Below are 15848 nucleotides of genomic sequence, written 5' to 3'. Positions count from 1 at the left end.
GCGATTAGTACGCATTATCCGCGCCGAACAGCACCTTGACCGTTTTACAAATGATGATCATATCCATCCAAATCGACTGTTCGTTTATGTATTTGAGGTCCAGCTCGACCATTTCCTGAAATCCCACATGGTTCCTTCCGCTGACCTGCCACAAACCTGTACACCCCGGAACAACGAGCAGCCTCTGCATATCGTAGGAAGTATAGTCGCTTACCTCCCGCGGCAAAGGCGGTCTTGGCCCGACCAGGCTCATATTTCCTTTCAGCACATTCACAAGCTGGGGCAGCTCATCAATGCTCGTTTTGCGGATGAACCGGCCGACCGGGGTGACCCGCGGATCGTTTTTCATCTTGAACATCGCTCCGGTCACATCGCTTTGCTGGATCAAATTGCCGAGCATCAGCTCGGCTCCGCTGACCATCGACCGGAATTTGTACATTTTAAATGGTGTGCCCCCACGGCCGACGCGGACCTGGGAGAAAAACACCGAGCCTTTTGGATCCTCCAGCTTGATAAGCAAGGCAACGGCTAGGAATACCGGACATAAAAAAATTAGCCCTATAAGCGATAAGCTAATATCCAGGGTTCGCTTTGCCCAAAGGTACAACATCCTATCTTTCCGGGGAGTGATCGGAAGGGGCTTGCCGACGTCCACCGTTTTGTTCAGCGGATTCATGCTGCTCATAAATGAACATCCTCGTCCCTTTGAAGCATCTGCATCAGGAAATCCAAAGTCAACGTACGTCCCATGACTGATCCATCCCCCGCTCTCAATATAAGTCCAACCGGACGATCACATGACAGGCTTATACTTCAGCCTTTTTAAAGCAAAGCACTATGCAGCCCTTTGATAAATAGTGTAAAATGTCTGTATCCCATTACGAAAAAACGTAAGATTTTTATGCTTTGATATCAAAATGGTGTCCTGGGCCGGGGTAAGAATCGTGGTCACAGGGACTTTCATACGGTGTGGAGGCCGCTCGGCCGCCTCTTTGCGGGCGGTTGTGGTGTTTTGTCATGCGCTCCGGCTCCTGCTGCGGGGATTCAATACGAATGCCGTATTGGTGGGCCTTAAAGGAGAGGCTGCTTTCTTTCCAAGCCACGGTGCCGTACACCTGACGGGCAGGGGCATTTGGAACGTGGATAATGAACCCCAGCCTGAGCTCGGGCACGACGGGGAGATCCAAGTCGCTGATGATTACCATTCGGCTTGCCTCGTATTCCCATAAGATGACAGGACGGGTCCGATGCAGAAAAACCGTCTGGTTCCCGACCTGATGGATATACATATACGTTTGAAGATGTATGCCATGTGCTGTTAACATATTCATCGGATTATTCCTGCCTCATGGTATGAAAATCGGGATAACGCCTTATACTGGCTATGGGATACGATCCGTCTCAACACTTGATACAAATGGTATCATTTCCAATTTTCACTTTACGATACATTTTGTAACTAGTCAATACTTATTTCCTATATGAATCTATTTTTGCGACAATTTGTTTCTAATTTTATGTATTTTTTCAGGTATTCGGAGGAGGTTAATTCATGAATCATGGTAATCGCATCGCAGAATTGCGGGACCAACGCGGCTGGACCCAGGAGGAATTGGCCCAATCCATAGGCATTACGCGAGCCGCACTATCCCACTATGAAAAGAACCGCCGTAAACCTGATTTTGAGATTCTGACCAAACTGGCTGACAAATTTGACGTTTCCATCGATTATCTGATCGGCCGTACGAATCAGCCGAAGATTGTCATGGATCCGGAGGTCCGGGATTTTGTCGATCAACTCGAGCTTTCGGACGAGGACTTGCTGGAAAAGTTCAATTTGACGATTGACGGCCGCCGCTTGTCTGAGGAAGAGGCCAAACGTTTTATCGCTTTTGTGCGGATGGAACGGTCCATGAAATAATGAAAAACCTCAGCTTTCCTTGAACTTAGGAGGGCTGAGGTTTTTATAGGTTCGGTTACCGTAATTCGACGGGGTCCCCTTTTGGAGCATATGGAAGACAACTGCTGCAGGGCGGCCTCCCTGTCTAAAATCGGAATGATAAAACGTTTTCTGTCCCTCCTTGTCGTTTTATGCGAACCCCCGGACACGATCTGCGAAATTTCCGCTAATCCGTCCCCTTCTCCATTTTCTGAACAAAGCGCTTCCAGTTGTCAGGATGAATCCCGCATTGCTCCAACACTTTCATGATGTCCAATTGGGTTTGCTCCGGAAGTTCTTGGTTGGACCGGGCCTCGGCACCGAACTTTCTCTCATCTCTCATCGAAGATACCCTCGCTCCACTCAACATATTATCCAAAATGATTTCCACGGCTACTCTTTTGTTGACAAATACAACGTCTGTTCCAAGTATGAATGTCAAGAATCAGCCAAGTGACTAGGTCTTTTTTATTATATCCCAAGCCTCTTCTGGATGTTGTCGTCTAATGGGACAATTGCTTTTTGAAGCAGGTTCTATTTTTGTCGAAAAAAATGGGCATACGATTTATGTCTCCAATTGAAAACATTTCGTATGCCCTTTCCAGCAATTATTGCGCAAATATGAAAACTTCAACCTTGTTGATAGGAATTCTTTCTTAATAACATCCGGTTTGGAAGAATTAGTTGTTTCCCGCTCTCGCGAGCTCGCGCATGTTGGCTTCGAAGGCGGCCAACAGGGCAGCTTCGCCGCTCAGTCCATTCTCCTGAACCTTGCGAATTTGCTGTGTCATCCGTTTGTAATCCTTCGGAATAACGCGGACAAACTGGCCGAGGCTGTTCTCCCAGTCTTCCAGCACACGCTCGCCGACAGCACTCTCCGTGTAGTTGACATGCTTCTCGATCATGCTCTTCAGTTCTTGAACTTCCTCTGCATCCTCAACGCGCTCCAGAAGAATCATCTCCAGGTTGCAGCGGTCGATAAACGTACCCTGCGGATCATAGACGTAGGCGATACCGCCCGACATGCCAGCGCCAAAGTTACGTCCCGTTTCCCCAAGGATGACGACGCGGCCGCCTGTCATATATTCGCATCCGTGATCGCCAACGCCTTCAACGACGACATTCACGCCGGAGTTGCGGACCGCAAAGCGTTCGCCGGCGATGCCGCGGATGTACGCCTCGCCGCTTGTCGCGCCATAGAAAGCCGTGTTGCCGATAATGATGTTCTCTTCGGCCTTGAACGTCGATTTCGGCGACGGCTTCACGATCAGCTTCCCGCCGGACAACCCTTTGCCGGTGTAGTCATTCGCGTCGCCAACCACGGTCAGCGTGATGCCCTTCGGAACGAAGGCGCCCAAGCTCTGGCCGGCTGTTCCCGTAAAGGTCAGCGAAATCGTATCTTCCGGCAGGCCGGCTGCCCCGTACTTCCGCGTGACTTCGCTGCCGAGAATCGTGCCTACGGCGCGGTCTACGTTCGTAATCGAAAGCTCGCCGGTAACCGGCGTTCCGTCTTCCAGCGCAGGTGCCGCCAGCTTCAACAGCTCACGCATATCCAGCGTCTCTTCGAGACCGTGGTTCTGGGTCTTCGTGCGGTAGCGCGTGCTTCCTTCCGGAAGCTCCGGTGTGTGCAGCAGAACGGACAGATCGATGCCTTGCTTCTTCCAATGTCCGTTCGCCTCTTCGGCATCCAGGCAGTCCGTGCGTCCGATCATCTCTTGGATCGTACGGAAGCCGAGCTCCGCCATAATTTCACGCATATCTTCAGCCACGAATCTCATGAAGTTAACGACATGCGCCGGATCGCCCATGAAGTTCTTGCGCAGTTCCGGATTCTGGGTAGCTACCCCCACCGGACAGGTATCCATCTGGCAGACACGCATCATGATACAGCCAAGTGCCACGAGCGGAGCCGTAGAGAAGCCATACTCTTCGGCACCCAGCAGCGCTGCGACGGCCAGATCGCGTCCGTTCAGCATTTTGCCGTCCGTTTCCAGGACGACGCGGTCACGCAGGTTATTCAGGATGAGCGTCTGGTGCGTTTCCGCGACGCCCAGTTCCCAAGGAAGACCCGCATGGCGGATGGATCCCTGCGGCGATGCACCGGTACCACCGTCATATCCGCTGACGAGGATAATATCGGCACGGCCTTTGGCCACCCCGGCCGCGATTGTTCCGACGCCAACCTCGGACACGAGCTTCACGTTGATGTTCGCGCGCGGATTGGAGTTCTTCAGATCATAAATCAGCTCCGCCAAATCCTCGATGGAGTAAATGTCATGATGCGGCGGCGGAGAAATCAAACCTACGCCCGGCGTAGAACCACGCACTTCGGCAACCCAAGGATATACTTTACGGCCCGGAAGCTGTCCGCCTTCACCCGGCTTCGCTCCCTGCGCCATCTTGATTTGAATTTCGTCCGCGTTCACCAGGTAGTTCGACGTCACGCCGAACCGGCCGGACGCCACCTGCTTGATAGCGCTGCGGCGGGAATCGCCGTTCGCATCCGGAATATAGCGCGCCGGATCCTCGCCGCCCTCACCGGTGTTGCTCTTGCCGCCGATGCGGTTCATCGCAATCGCGAGGCTTTCATGCGCTTCCTTACTGATGGAGCCGAAGGACATGGCACCGGTCTTGAAGCGTCTCATAATAGACTCGATCGGCTCGACTTCCTCGATCGGAACCGGAGCTCCTGCCGGTTTCAGCTTCAGCAGCGAGCGGATCGTCAGATGCTTCTCGTTTTCGCCCTGAACAAGCTTGGCGTACTTTTTGTACACCTGGTAATCCCCGGTGCGTACGGCCTGCTGAAGCAGGTGGATCGTCTGCGGGTTGAACAGATGCTCCTCCCCGTCCTTGCGCCATTGATAGTCGCCGCCGGAATCGAGCACCTTGTCGCTTCCGTCCTTGTCCGTAAAGGCACGGTTGTGGTGGGCCAGCGCTTCGGCCGCCACTTCTTCCAGGCCGATGCCGCCGATGCGGGACGGCGTACGGGTAAAGTACTTCTCGACAAAATCCTCTTTCAGGCCGACGGCTTCAAAGATTTGCGCGCCGCGGTAGGATTGGATTGTCGAAATGCCCATTTTGGACAAAATTTTCACCACGCTCTTCGTCGCGGCTTTGATATAGTTTTTAACGGCTTTCTCGTGCGTCACGCCGCGCAGCAGTCCCTGCTGGATCATGTCGTCCAGCGTTTCGAACGCCAGGTAAGGGTTGACGGCACTCACGCCGTAACCGAGCAGCAGCGCGTAATGATGCACTTCACGAGGTTCGCCGGATTCGAGCAGAATGCTGACTTTGGTCCGCGTTCCTTGGCGGATCAAATGATGATGCAGGCAGGATACGGCAAGAAGCGCCGGAATCGCCGCATTTTCTTTGTCCACGCCGCGGTCGGACAGGATCAGGATGTTGTGGCCTTTCTTGATCACGCGGTCGGCCGCTTCACACAATCCGTCAAGCGCCTTACGCAGGCCTTCCGCCCCCTCCTCTGCCGGGAAGAAGATCGGAATCGTCATCGACTTGAAGCCGGGACGGTGCACGTGGCGGATCTTCGCGAAGTCTTCGTTCGAGAGAACCGGCGTGTCCAGACGGATCTGGCGGCAGCTCTCAGGCTCCGGATGCAGCAGGTTGCGCTCCGGTCCAATCGTCGTTCCGGTCGCAGTGATAATCTCTTCGCGGATCGCGTCAATCGGCGGGTTGGTCACCTGCGCGAACATTTGTTTAAAGTAGTTGTACAGGCGCTGCGGCTTGTCGGACAGCACCGCCAGCGGCGCGTCGTAGCCCATCGAGGCTACCGCTTCCTGGCCGGTCGAAGCCATCGGCTCCAGCACCTTGCGCAGATCTTCGAACGTATAGCCGAAGGAGAGCTGCAGCTGCTGCACGTTGTCATGCTTCGGATTCGGCAGCTCCGGCGCGTCCGGAAGCTCATCCAGATTGACCAGATGCTCGTCGAGCCACTCGCGGTACGGCTGCTCGGCAGCGATCTGGGCCTTCACTTCCTCGTCGGAAATGATCCGTCCTTCCTTCGTATCGACGAGCAGCATTCTGCCCGGACGGAGACGGTCCTTGTACAGGACATCCTCAGCTGGAATGTCGAGCACGCCGGCTTCCGAAGAAAGAATAATCAGGTCGTCCTTCGTCACGTAGTAACGCGACGGGCGGAGTCCGTTCCGGTCAAGGATGGCACCGATCTGAACGCCGTCGGTGAACGCCATAGCCGCTGGTCCGTCCCACGGTTCCATCAGCGTGCTGTGGTATTCGTAGAACGCTTTTTTCGTTTCGTCCATGCTTTCATGGTTGTTCCAAGGCTCCGGCACCATCATCATGGCGACGTGTGGCAGGGAACGTCCACTCAGGTACAGGAACTCAAACGTGTTATCGAACATGGCGGTATCCGAACCGTCCGGATTAATGACCGGCTTGACCTTCTCCAGGTCATCCCCAAAAATATCGCTCTTAAACAGCGACTGGCGCGCATGCATCCAGTTCACGTTGCCGCGGAGCGTGTTGATCTCCCCGTTGTGAATCATGAAGCGGTACGGGTGCGCCCGTTCCCAGCTCGGGAAGGTGTTCGTGCTGAAACGCGAGTGAACGAGGGCGATCGCCGTCTCCACCAGTTCGTTTCTCAGGTCCAGATAGAACTGCCCCACCTGATTGGTAGTCAGCATCCCTTTGTATACGATTTTCCGGCACGAAAGGCTGGAAATATAGAAGGAGTCCGCCTGCGGAGCGTCGCCATAACGGATGGCCAGCTCGGCGCGTCTGCGGATGATGTACAGCTTGCGCTCGAAGTCCATTTCGTCCTTCACATCGATGCTGCGTCCAATGAAAATCTGCCGTACGTACGGCTTGGCTTCCTTCGCGGATTTGCCCAGCATCTCGTCATAGGTCGGAACGTCGCGGAAGCCCAGGAACTGCTGCCCTTCTTCCCGGATGATTTCGACGAGCCGGCTCTCATGAGCCTCCCGAACGGCTTCGTCGTGGGAAAGGAACAGCATGCCTACACCGTATTGCCCCGGTTCAGGCAGCTCAAAGCCGATCCGGGCCGCTTCTTCCGCAAAGAAGCGGTGAGGAATTTGCAGCATGATCCCGGCGCCGTCACCGGAATTGGGCTCGCTGCCCTGTCCGCCGCGGTGCTCCATATTCTCGAGCATCGTCAGAGCCTGGCCTACGATCTCATGGGAGGCCCGGCCTTTGATATGAGCAACGAAGCCCATGCCGCAGGCGTCTTTTTCAAACTGCGGATCATAAAGTCCCTGCTTAGGGGGAAGTACCGTATGTCTCATGGAAAGCAACCTTTCTATCTTCAGAATAAATAAATGCAAGTAAATCCAGATACATCAAAATAAACCAGTACGAAGACGACATTGGCTACAAGAATAATACTTCATGCTCACTAGGGGAATGGGGTATGCGACAACGGCGGAAATCCTCGTTGCATGGGGGAATGGTTTTCTTTTTGTTATAAAACGTCGATAATTATTCAAAATGAATTGGTTATATTATTTTAACACCCACTAAACCTCTGCGCAATTTAAACTTTTTATGAATGTGATAAGAAATGTTTTGCAGTGAAGCATTAAAGCGGCATGTTGTAATTAACCTGAAAAGCGTATGATTATTCATTTCAACTCGGTTTTTTCCAATATACAGAAAAACAGCCTCCCCCAACTCAAGAGGGAAGCTGTTTGTCGGCGATGCCAATGGTGCCCTTGTGCTTCATGTCGCCGTTTTCGTGGAAATAGTTGCTGTACAAAAACTGCAGCCGGCTGACCCAGCGCATTTCGCTGTTCATCGCGCGCAGCATCAGCTTCTGGATCTTCGGGTCCGTCGCCGTCAGCATCAGGTCCGAATAATTCCACGCGGCTTCGAGTGCGTCATCGACGGTCGCTTTCAGTCCGGTTACATACGCCCTGGGCGTTTCAACCTTGCTGAAGACCGGATAGCAGCCGGTATGCTCATAAAAGAGACGGGTCAGCTCGGCAAGACGGCCCTGCCGCTCCTCTTCGACCACGCGGCTGAAATAAATCCGGTGGTCCGGGGGAGCCAGCTCCTGAAGCCTTCGTCCTTTACGGATCGCTTCGTACTCGCCCTGTACGGCTTTCTGCAGCTCGCCGGCCGGCAAATACCCGTTATGTTCACTAGTTCGGTAAAACAATCAACCCCCGCCTTTCCGATAGGCTAATGTTACGATACTGTATGCCCGGATACGGCGGGAGGTGCCATTTGTCAATGCCACCGCTTCATCAGCGGTCAGATCTCAATGCTCTCTCCCGGCTTGAGCGCGTGTCCTTCAATGCCTTCCTGATGAAGACGGTCGCAGAAGAGCGTGCTGTTCTGGTTAATGGCAGGGAAAGTGTTGTAATGCACCGGAATGACGCGGTCCGCCCGGAGCCATTTAGCTGCCAGCAGCGCATCGTCCGGTCCCATCGTCAGCACGTCGCCGATTGGCAGCGCGGCAGCATCGATCTGATTCATTTCACCGATAAGCCGCATGTCGCCGAACAGCGCCGTATCTCCCGCATGGAAGAACGTTTTGCCGCCCATGGTCAGCAGGATGCCCGCCGGTTCTCCGGCATAGATCAGCGCGTCGCCGTCCTGTACCGCAGAGCTGTGGAAAGCCAGCGTATATTTGACCTTGAATCCGTCAAACTGCTGCTGCCCCCCGATGTTCATAGCAAAGGTTTTTGCGCCCTTCTTGCGGCAGAACTCCGCCAGCTCGAACACGGCGACAATCGGACAATCATTCGCTTTGGCAATCTCCAGCGCATCGCCAAAGTGGTCGGAGTGCCCATGGGTGAGCAGCACCGCATCCACACGGATAGCCGCAGGCGCAATACCCGATGCCGGATTGCCCGAGAGAAACGGATCGATGATCACGCTCCGGCCGCCTTCCTCCACCACCACACAGGAATGACCATAATACGTAATTTTCATATAAACGCCACCTCCTCATTATCCTTTACCCATAAACATTTTAAACTTACGGGATTTATTTGTAAAAGGAGTGGTTGCCGATCGTCTTGGCCAAGGTCCGCGTATGGTGAACCGTCAGGTCGTCGGCCAGCTTCAGCGACAGAAAATAATACGTATCATCCGAGACTTCCTTGCGTCCGTTAAGCGCCTCATTGACGGCATGAATCGAATCCTCGTTCGGCTTCACACGGTCAAAACGGCCGTTCGCCACAGGACTGAACTGATATCTCTGGTATATGACTTTTCTAATCGTATCGGGAAAATTGGCTGACCGCAGCCGGTTCAAGACAACATTGGCCACAGCCACTTTGCCTTGGTACGGTTCGCCTTCGGCTTCTGCCATCACGATTCTACGGAGCAGAAGCACGTCCTCAGCGGTTACCTTGTACTGTTTGGTCGCTTCCGACTTCTGGGAAGGACTGAGCAGTTTGGTCCGGCTGAAGAATAACGTGGTGGGGGGATTCAGTTTTGGATCCAGCTTCGGCTTGGCTGCAACAGCTACAGCTTTCTTCGCCTTAGGCTTCGCTTGCACAGCTTGGGCCTTTTTGGCGGCAGCCGGTGTTTGTGCTGAAATCCCTTCAACAAAAAGGGGATGATGCTTAACGTTCCATTTTTTCAATAAATTTACATTCAAAAGCTGCACGGAGTTTTCCGCGGTTAACGGGTGTTTTGCCCCCTGTATGGATAAATGCTGCGGGCTTGCGCCTGCTTCATCGTTCTTGCTGTATGTTACGGCCCCCAGTTGATTCGTGCTGTCGTTATACTGCATTTTGTGCATCTGCTCGTTTTGCAGCAGCATGCAAATTGCAGAGAAACACACCAGAAGCACACCGATCAGCAGTGCCATCCAGCGGTTTTGACGTAATGTGTACATGTTTCTCCTCCTATATTTCCGGCACATTCCCTCTTTAAGTAACCAAAAATACAGGTTTTGAATAACCTTTGGAAACATTTTCAGTCAATTGCTGTATCCGAGATCGTACAATAACTGACAAACAGGACAGTCTTTACAACACATGTTGCTTAGGAACGGCACAAATTTACTTCACAGGATACGGCAACAAAGGGAATTCGATATTCGATCATGTGCGGAAAAATATATTCGATTTCTATTGCTATTTATTTCCAATCTACGAATCTTTCATTTGAACGGCCTCTAGTATCTCATACATTGGCTTTTCGTGCAAATGCGTGGAAAAAAGTACAAATTCATCGACCTCCCAAATCAGAGGCTGATTTTTCCCTTCAGAACCGGATTTTTCCACGGTCAAAGACGGTAAATTGAAGCCTGTAAAAGGCGATTTTCCCGCGTATTTACGGGCTATCGTGACATGGGGACGGTATGGCCTCGCTTCTTTTGCGAACCCCAGTTCCCCCATCTCGGAAGTGACCGCTTCATAGAGCTTGTCCAGGCCGCCGGATTGGTCAATTACTCCAGCCCATAACACCCGGGGAGACTCCGCTGACCCGAAGGTGCCGAACGCTCCAAATTCCAGTTGAAATGGGTTGATTTTCAAGGAAGCCCTTTTTAAGGCAGCCGCGATTTCCGGCACTCTTCCAGCATCAGCGTCTCCCAGAAACTGGACGGTAATATGGTAATCCTCCCGGTGCGTCCATTTTTTAAAAGCAAGCTCCTTCTCGTTCCGGTGCCTCCATTCTTCCAGTAAAGATCGGATCGGTTCCGGTATCCGGACCGCGACGAATAGCCTTAAAGGCTTATCTTGAACTTGTTTTTCTTTCATTTCCATGCAAGTAATTCCCCTTTCTTCCCCTTTGCGCCGCATAAAATGATCCTGTAAAAATTGGTACCGAAGGTATAATTCGCATGAATTCCTTCATTAATATAGTTTCACCTTTCGGGCCCATTGTCATGCAGCAGAGTTACGCAAAAGCATACGCTTAGGAGGGCGTTTACTTGACCGCTGCTCCCTTTCATTCACTTGGCCTCGGGGGACCCTGTTGTATATCGTTTCAAATCTGTTATCCTGAATATATTCATACTATATAGATTGAACTAAAGTTGCACAAACGCCACATCAAGGGTACATACATGAAGGAGGCTGAAACGGTATGAAGCAAATTGTTTGTCTGCATTCCCTAACTCCGGAGCAGACCCGCTTGATTGAACAAGCCGCTCCTGGATATAAGCTGACCGTCGTCAAAAGCACCGATGCGGATCCCGCACTCGTGAACGAAGCGGAAATATTGGTTGGCTGGTCCAGGCAAATTGCCGACCAGGTGCTGAATCAAGACAGCCGGCTGAAATGGCTGCAGACCTGGTCGGCCGGCGTGGACACGCTTCCGCTGGACAAGCTCGAACAGAAAGGCGTGCTGCTGACGAATTCCAGCGGCGTCCATGCGATTCCGATCTCGGAGACGATCCTTGGCATGATGCTCTCCTTCTCGCGTCAGCTGCACGTCTCGGTCCGCAATCAGCTCAAGCACAGCTGGGAGACGAAACTGGCCGCGCCGGGACGGGACACCTTGTCCGAGCTGCACGGCCGAACGGCCGTCATCGTCGGCGTCGGCGAGATCGGCAGCGAGGCAGCTCGCCTGGCCAAGGCGTTCGGGATGCGCACCGTCGGCGTCCGCCGTTCCGGCAAAGCCGATCCTCACGTGGACGAGATGTTCACCATGGACGGGCTCCACAAGGCGCTGAGCCAAGGCGATTACATTATCAGCGTGCTGCCGCTTACCGATGAGACGCATCACCTGCTGAATGCCGATGCCTGGGCGGCGGCCAAGCCGGGCGCCTGCTTCATCAATGCGGGCCGCGGGCCGACGGTGGATACGGCATCACTGCTCGAAGCGCTCCGCAGCGGGCAGATCAGCTGCGCCGGGCTCGACGTGTTTGAGAAGGAGCCGCTCCCTGAGGACCACCCGTTGTGGGACATGGAGCAGGTCATCATTACACCGCATGTTTCCGGAAGCACCGACCGGTATACCGAACGGGTCATCGATATTTTTGTCGAAAACCTGAAGGCCTACGTGCAGGGAAAAGAGCTTCCTCGTAATCTCGTCAATTATGAGCGCGCTTATTAATACGGACATCTCCCAGCAGCTGTCCCCCGCAAGGTGGAGTTTTGCCTCCGAAATTTTCCGCATGCTATGCGAGCGTCCGGATATATTCGGAGCATGAAAAAAGGCTGTCCCGCGTTACCGGTCGATTCAGACCGGATCGTGAGACAGCCTTTTTTGGCTTGATACTCGTGATGAGCACTGAGATGTTTGACTTGACTTCAATTCATAATGGTAATCTTCTTCTATTCTAATGAGAAATTTCTACTGCTAATAGGATGAGAAACTTTCTTCTATTATATAGTAGAAAGTCATCGCATGCCGGATGGCTTATCCGCCTCCGTCACCCGCAAAGCCAGACGTTCCGGACAAAGCTGCCCTTCCATACCCGGGCGCTGTCCAGAATGGCAAAGCCCGCCTGCTGAATCGATTCCGCCGCTTCCTCCGTCGATACAATAACAGCCCGTTTCGCCATACGGCGCAGGCTCTGCAGCATAACGAGCCGCTGATCCGTGCTGAGCACCGAGCACAGGTTGTACGGCATGTCCAAGACGGCCGCATCGAAGCGTTCCGTCACTTGCGTCATATCTCCGAGCGCAACCACCTCCGGATAGCCGAAATGCTTCAGGTTGGCCCGGGCCCCCCGGATGGCCAGCGGATTGATGTCCCAGCCCCGGATGTCGATGCCCATCGACAGGGCTTCGATCAGCACATTCCCCATGCCGCAGCAGGGATCGGCGGCCCGGACGCCCGCGGGCTCCGGCACAAGGATGTTCACAAGCGAACGGGCGGTCGTGATGCTGAGCCCGGTGGAATAATTGTGCGGCTTGTCCTTGTGCAGCCGCCAAGCGCGTTCGGGATGCCGGCACCATCCGAGCATCCACTGTCCCTCGGCGGACAGAAGGCCGAACTGCACGTCCGGATGCTTCATCTCCGCCTTCCCCCGGATGCTGCTGCCGACGCGGCGCTCTAGCATCCGCTGGTCCTCGTAGGAGCAGGGATCTCCGGATTTTACGTACGTTACTTTGAATGTGGCGTCCCCAAGCTCTAACGCCGAAGCCTGCCGGGCAATCTCTTCTACCGAGTCGCCCTGCACCAGCACGTCCAGGCGCATCGACACATACGGACTGCGGTCCGGGTCAAGCAACCGGGAGCTGCGCAGCATGAGGCCTCTCCCTTTCAAGGGTTTCGCCTGCCCGAGCAGAGCATTCAGCTCCATCCGGCACAGCTCCGTTTCCGACTCGTGGCTGGCGTACATATAAATAAACTCCGATGGTTCGGATGTCAATTCCATAGTTCCTCCGTTCGTTCTTCCTATCTTCGGGCTCCATTGCGGTCTAACCGTTCAGCACCGCCCTTACTCTACATTCCCAAATTCCCATTCCCAATCAAGAACTGCTTGTGCAGAATGGCAGGCGAGCTAGTCTGGCTCCCTTTTATAAGCACACCGACGCCAGCAGCCGGTAGGATTCCAGCCGCTCGGCATAACTCATCACCGGCGTGGTAACCAGGAACTCGTCGCACCCGAAGGAATCGGCCAGCTCCAGCAGCTTCGACTTCACCTGCTTCGGCGACCCGGTGATCAGCCGAGTCGCCTGAGGCTGCGGCTCGCTGGCCTCAGCTCCCGGCCGCTCGACTTCCGGCAGGGCTGACCGGCGGGACAGCGCCAGTGCCTCCTGCTCGGTCGCAGCGCAAATGACGCCGATGGCAGCGATGCTTCTCGGCCGCTCCAGCAGCGCCGACGGCTTGAAGCCCTCCCGGTAGGCCGCCAGCACCTCAGCGCCGTCGCGGTCGCTCATGAACTGGCCGAACACGTAGCCCGTGCCGTTCTCCGCCGCGAAGCCGGCGCTTTTGTTGTTCGTCCCGAGCATCCACAGCTCCGGCTGGATCCGCGGGACGGGCTTGGCCGCGACCGGCACGTCCTCGTACGCATAGCGGTCCTCCAGCAGCTCGATCAGCGCGCGGACGCGGGCCGGCATCTCGGCCACATGCTGCAAATAATTGCCGCTCAGCGCCATCGAGGCATGCGCCGAGCCGCCAGGCGCCCGGCCGATGCCAAGATCGACCCGGCCGGGGTAAAGCGCAGCCAGCATGCGGAAGTTCTCCGCGACCTTCAGCGGGCTGTAATGCGGCAGCAGGACTGCCCCCGACCCGATGCGGATCCGCTCGGTCCGGGCTCCGATATGCGCCAGCAGCACTTCCGGCGCGGCGCAGGACAGGTTCACCAGGTCGTGGTGCTCCGCCGCCCAATACCTGGTGTAACCCCACTGTTCTGCATGGCGGGCCAGGCTGGCCGCTTCCTGCAGTGCTTCCTCAAAGGACGCCTCTCCTATTTTTGGAACAAGATCCAGCACGCTAAGTTTAAGAGCGCCCATCCGGTCTTTCCTTCCCTTCTATGGCTGCCTAATCCAGGTCGTAAATGGAACCTACCTTCAATCCGTACAGCTCATTGTAGATTTTTTCAGCAAACGCATCCGTCATGCCCGCAATATAGTCGATCACCATGTGCTCCCATGTCCAGATCGGATTCGGTCCGGCCTGATCCTTCTCGAACCGCTGCAGCCAGTCGGAGGGGATAATCGATTTGGAGGCGACCGGATCGAGAAAAGCGTCCCACAGCCGCTGGATCATCCACTCGCTGCGCTTCTGCAGCCGCTGCACCCGCAGGTCGCGGATCATCGTGACCCAGGCGAAGCTTTTCAGCACGCTGACGGTGCGGAGCATATCCTGATCCTCCTGCCCTTCCTTGACGAAGGTCACCTTCTTCCAGTCCCCGTCGTCAATGACGCCGAGGCTGCTGACGAACAGGCTTACCCAGTAAGCCTTGACCTCGCGGCGGGTACGGGAGTAGTCAAACTCGCAGTACGGAAGCTTCTCATTCCACACTTTTAAAAAGGACGTCAGCACTTCCTCCACCTTGTAGCGGATATGCTCTTCCGGGCAGTTATCCCAGAATGCATCCTCCAGCGTCATGACTTTCTCGACAATCAGGCGCAAAATGTGCGGATCCTTCAGAAAATGCTCGTGCACTTCGATTTTCCCGGCCTTGATGCCGTCTTCGAGGTCATGGGCCGAATAGGCGATATCGTCGCATAAGTCCATCAGCTGGGCTTCGAGCGTCTTTTTGCCTGCGGGAATGCCCCAGTCCTGGCGGATTTGCGAAATATAGCCCCATTCGTGCTGGTACAACCCCTTTTTGAGCAGGGTGCCGGGGTATGGATATTTATTGATGCCGAGCAGGATCGCGTCGGACAGGTTCAGACCGTCCACATTTTCCCGCTTCTCCAAAAACATGATCAGCCGGAAGTTGTGCGCGTTGCCTTCGAAATGCTCGTATTTTTTCCGCAGCCTGGCGCGGACGTCGTTCACTTCATCCGGGGACAGATGCAGCCCCTTCACGGCTTCTTTCGTCCGGTCCCGGATCAGCTGATCCAGAATGCCGTCCAGCACCTCTTCCCCTTTATGTCCAAAAGGAGGATGGCCGAAGTCATGCGCGATCGCCGCGCACTCCACCACCTCCGGATCGATCACGAGCCCCGGATTGTCCGCCTGCTCGTCGCTGACTTCGGGATGCGCGCGCAGCAGGCTGCGTGCTGCTTCCCGGGCGATTTGCGCCACCTCAAGCGAGTGGGTCAGCCGCGTCCGGTAATAGTCCCCCGTACCCGCGCCGAACACTTGGGATTTGCCCTGCAGCCTCCGGAACGTCGGCGAATGGATCAGCCGCGAATAATCCCGCTCATATGGCGCGCGGGACGCGTCGGATTTCACTTGTTCGGGGTACTGCCGATGCTCTCTTTTTTCTTTAATGTTCATGTACAGCACTCCTCTCACGACAGTATGGTTTTTTTATTATAAGCGATTTTACCGGAGGTGTACTAACATGGGACGCGGGCGAGTGCCTATTTTCCATAAAAATGCAAAG

Annotated in this window: 13 protein-coding genes; 2 read left to right on the top strand and 11 right to left on the bottom strand. The window is 54.6% G+C overall.

Annotated features, from left to right (window positions below; all coding sequences use genetic code 11):
- Positions 1–4: 4 nt before the first annotated feature.
- Together ABID47_RS28980 and ABID47_RS28975 are read right to left on the bottom strand one after the other, a co-directional pair.
- Positions 5–676, bottom strand: a complete 672-nt coding sequence (locus tag ABID47_RS28980; protein WP_354502740.1) for a sugar transferase — start codon at positions 674–676, stop codon at positions 5–7.
- A gap of 223 nt (positions 677–899) precedes the next feature.
- Positions 900–1331, bottom strand: coding sequence for a hypothetical protein (locus ABID47_RS28975; protein WP_354502131.1), 432 nt, complete (start codon positions 1329–1331; stop codon positions 900–902).
- A gap of 221 nt (positions 1332–1552) precedes the next feature.
- Here ABID47_RS28975 and ABID47_RS28970 point away from each other — a divergent pair, with 221 nt between their 5' ends.
- On the top strand, positions 1553–1921 hold the full coding sequence (locus tag ABID47_RS28970; protein ID WP_076175034.1) for a helix-turn-helix domain-containing protein: 369 nt from the start codon (positions 1553–1555) through the stop codon (positions 1919–1921).
- Between the two features lie 205 nt (positions 1922–2126).
- On the opposite strand, the gene ABID47_RS28965 is transcribed toward ABID47_RS28970, so the two are convergent.
- The 6 genes from ABID47_RS28965 to thpR all read right to left on the bottom strand — a co-directional run bounded on the left by ABID47_RS28965 (position 2127) and on the right by thpR (position 10656).
- Positions 2127–2282 (bottom strand): hypothetical protein, encoded by a 156-nt coding sequence (locus ABID47_RS28965; RefSeq protein ID WP_163882458.1) that lies wholly within the window; start codon positions 2280–2282, stop codon positions 2127–2129.
- A 337-nt stretch (positions 2283–2619) separates the two neighbouring features.
- Entirely contained in the window at positions 2620–7218 is a 4599-nt protein-coding gene (gene gltB / locus ABID47_RS28960) for a glutamate synthase large subunit (protein ID WP_251672816.1), read from the bottom strand.
- A 386-nt stretch (positions 7219–7604) separates the two neighbouring features.
- A complete protein-coding gene (locus ABID47_RS28955; RefSeq protein WP_354502126.1) occupies positions 7605–8090 on the bottom strand; it encodes a ferritin-like domain-containing protein in 486 nt (161 codons plus the stop codon).
- 95 nt (positions 8091–8185) lie between these two features.
- On the bottom strand, positions 8186–8869 hold the full coding sequence (locus ABID47_RS28950) for a metal-dependent hydrolase (RefSeq protein WP_354502123.1): 684 nt from the start codon (positions 8867–8869) through the stop codon (positions 8186–8188).
- A 55-nt stretch (positions 8870–8924) separates the two neighbouring features.
- A complete protein-coding gene (locus tag ABID47_RS28945; protein WP_354502121.1) occupies positions 8925–9782 on the bottom strand; it encodes a cell wall hydrolase in 858 nt (285 codons plus the stop codon).
- Between the two features lie 256 nt (positions 9783–10038).
- Complete coding sequence (thpR, locus tag ABID47_RS28940) at positions 10039–10656, bottom strand: RNA 2',3'-cyclic phosphodiesterase (protein WP_354502118.1); 618 nt, start codon at positions 10654–10656, stop codon at positions 10039–10041.
- Between the two features lie 322 nt (positions 10657–10978).
- Between thpR and ABID47_RS28935 the strand changes: the two genes are divergently transcribed.
- Complete coding sequence (locus tag ABID47_RS28935; protein ID WP_354502116.1) at positions 10979–11950, top strand: D-2-hydroxyacid dehydrogenase; 972 nt, start codon at positions 10979–10981, stop codon at positions 11948–11950.
- A gap of 319 nt (positions 11951–12269) precedes the next feature.
- Here the strand turns inward: ABID47_RS28935 and ABID47_RS28930 are convergent, their stop codons facing one another.
- From ABID47_RS28930 to ABID47_RS28920, 3 genes are all read right to left on the bottom strand, one after another.
- On the bottom strand, positions 12270–13220 hold the full coding sequence (locus ABID47_RS28930; RefSeq protein ID WP_354502113.1) for a TRM11 family SAM-dependent methyltransferase: 951 nt from the start codon (positions 13218–13220) through the stop codon (positions 12270–12272).
- Positions 13221–13362: 142 nt separating this feature from the next.
- Positions 13363–14301, bottom strand: a complete 939-nt coding sequence (locus ABID47_RS28925; protein WP_354502110.1) for an LLM class flavin-dependent oxidoreductase — start codon at positions 14299–14301, stop codon at positions 13363–13365.
- Between the two features lie 28 nt (positions 14302–14329).
- Complete coding sequence (locus tag ABID47_RS28920) at positions 14330–15739, bottom strand: deoxyguanosinetriphosphate triphosphohydrolase family protein (RefSeq protein ID WP_089549916.1); 1410 nt, start codon at positions 15737–15739, stop codon at positions 14330–14332.
- Positions 15740–15848: the final 109 nt, after the last annotated feature.

Origin of the sequence: Paenibacillus favisporus, from assembly GCF_040545415.1 — a bacterium.
In the GTDB taxonomy this organism is placed as follows: Bacteria; Bacillota; Bacilli; order Paenibacillales; family Paenibacillaceae; genus Paenibacillus_AQ; species Paenibacillus_AQ favisporus.
Note: the sequence above shows the minus strand (reverse complement) of the source record. Positions and strands in the feature narration are given on the sequence as shown.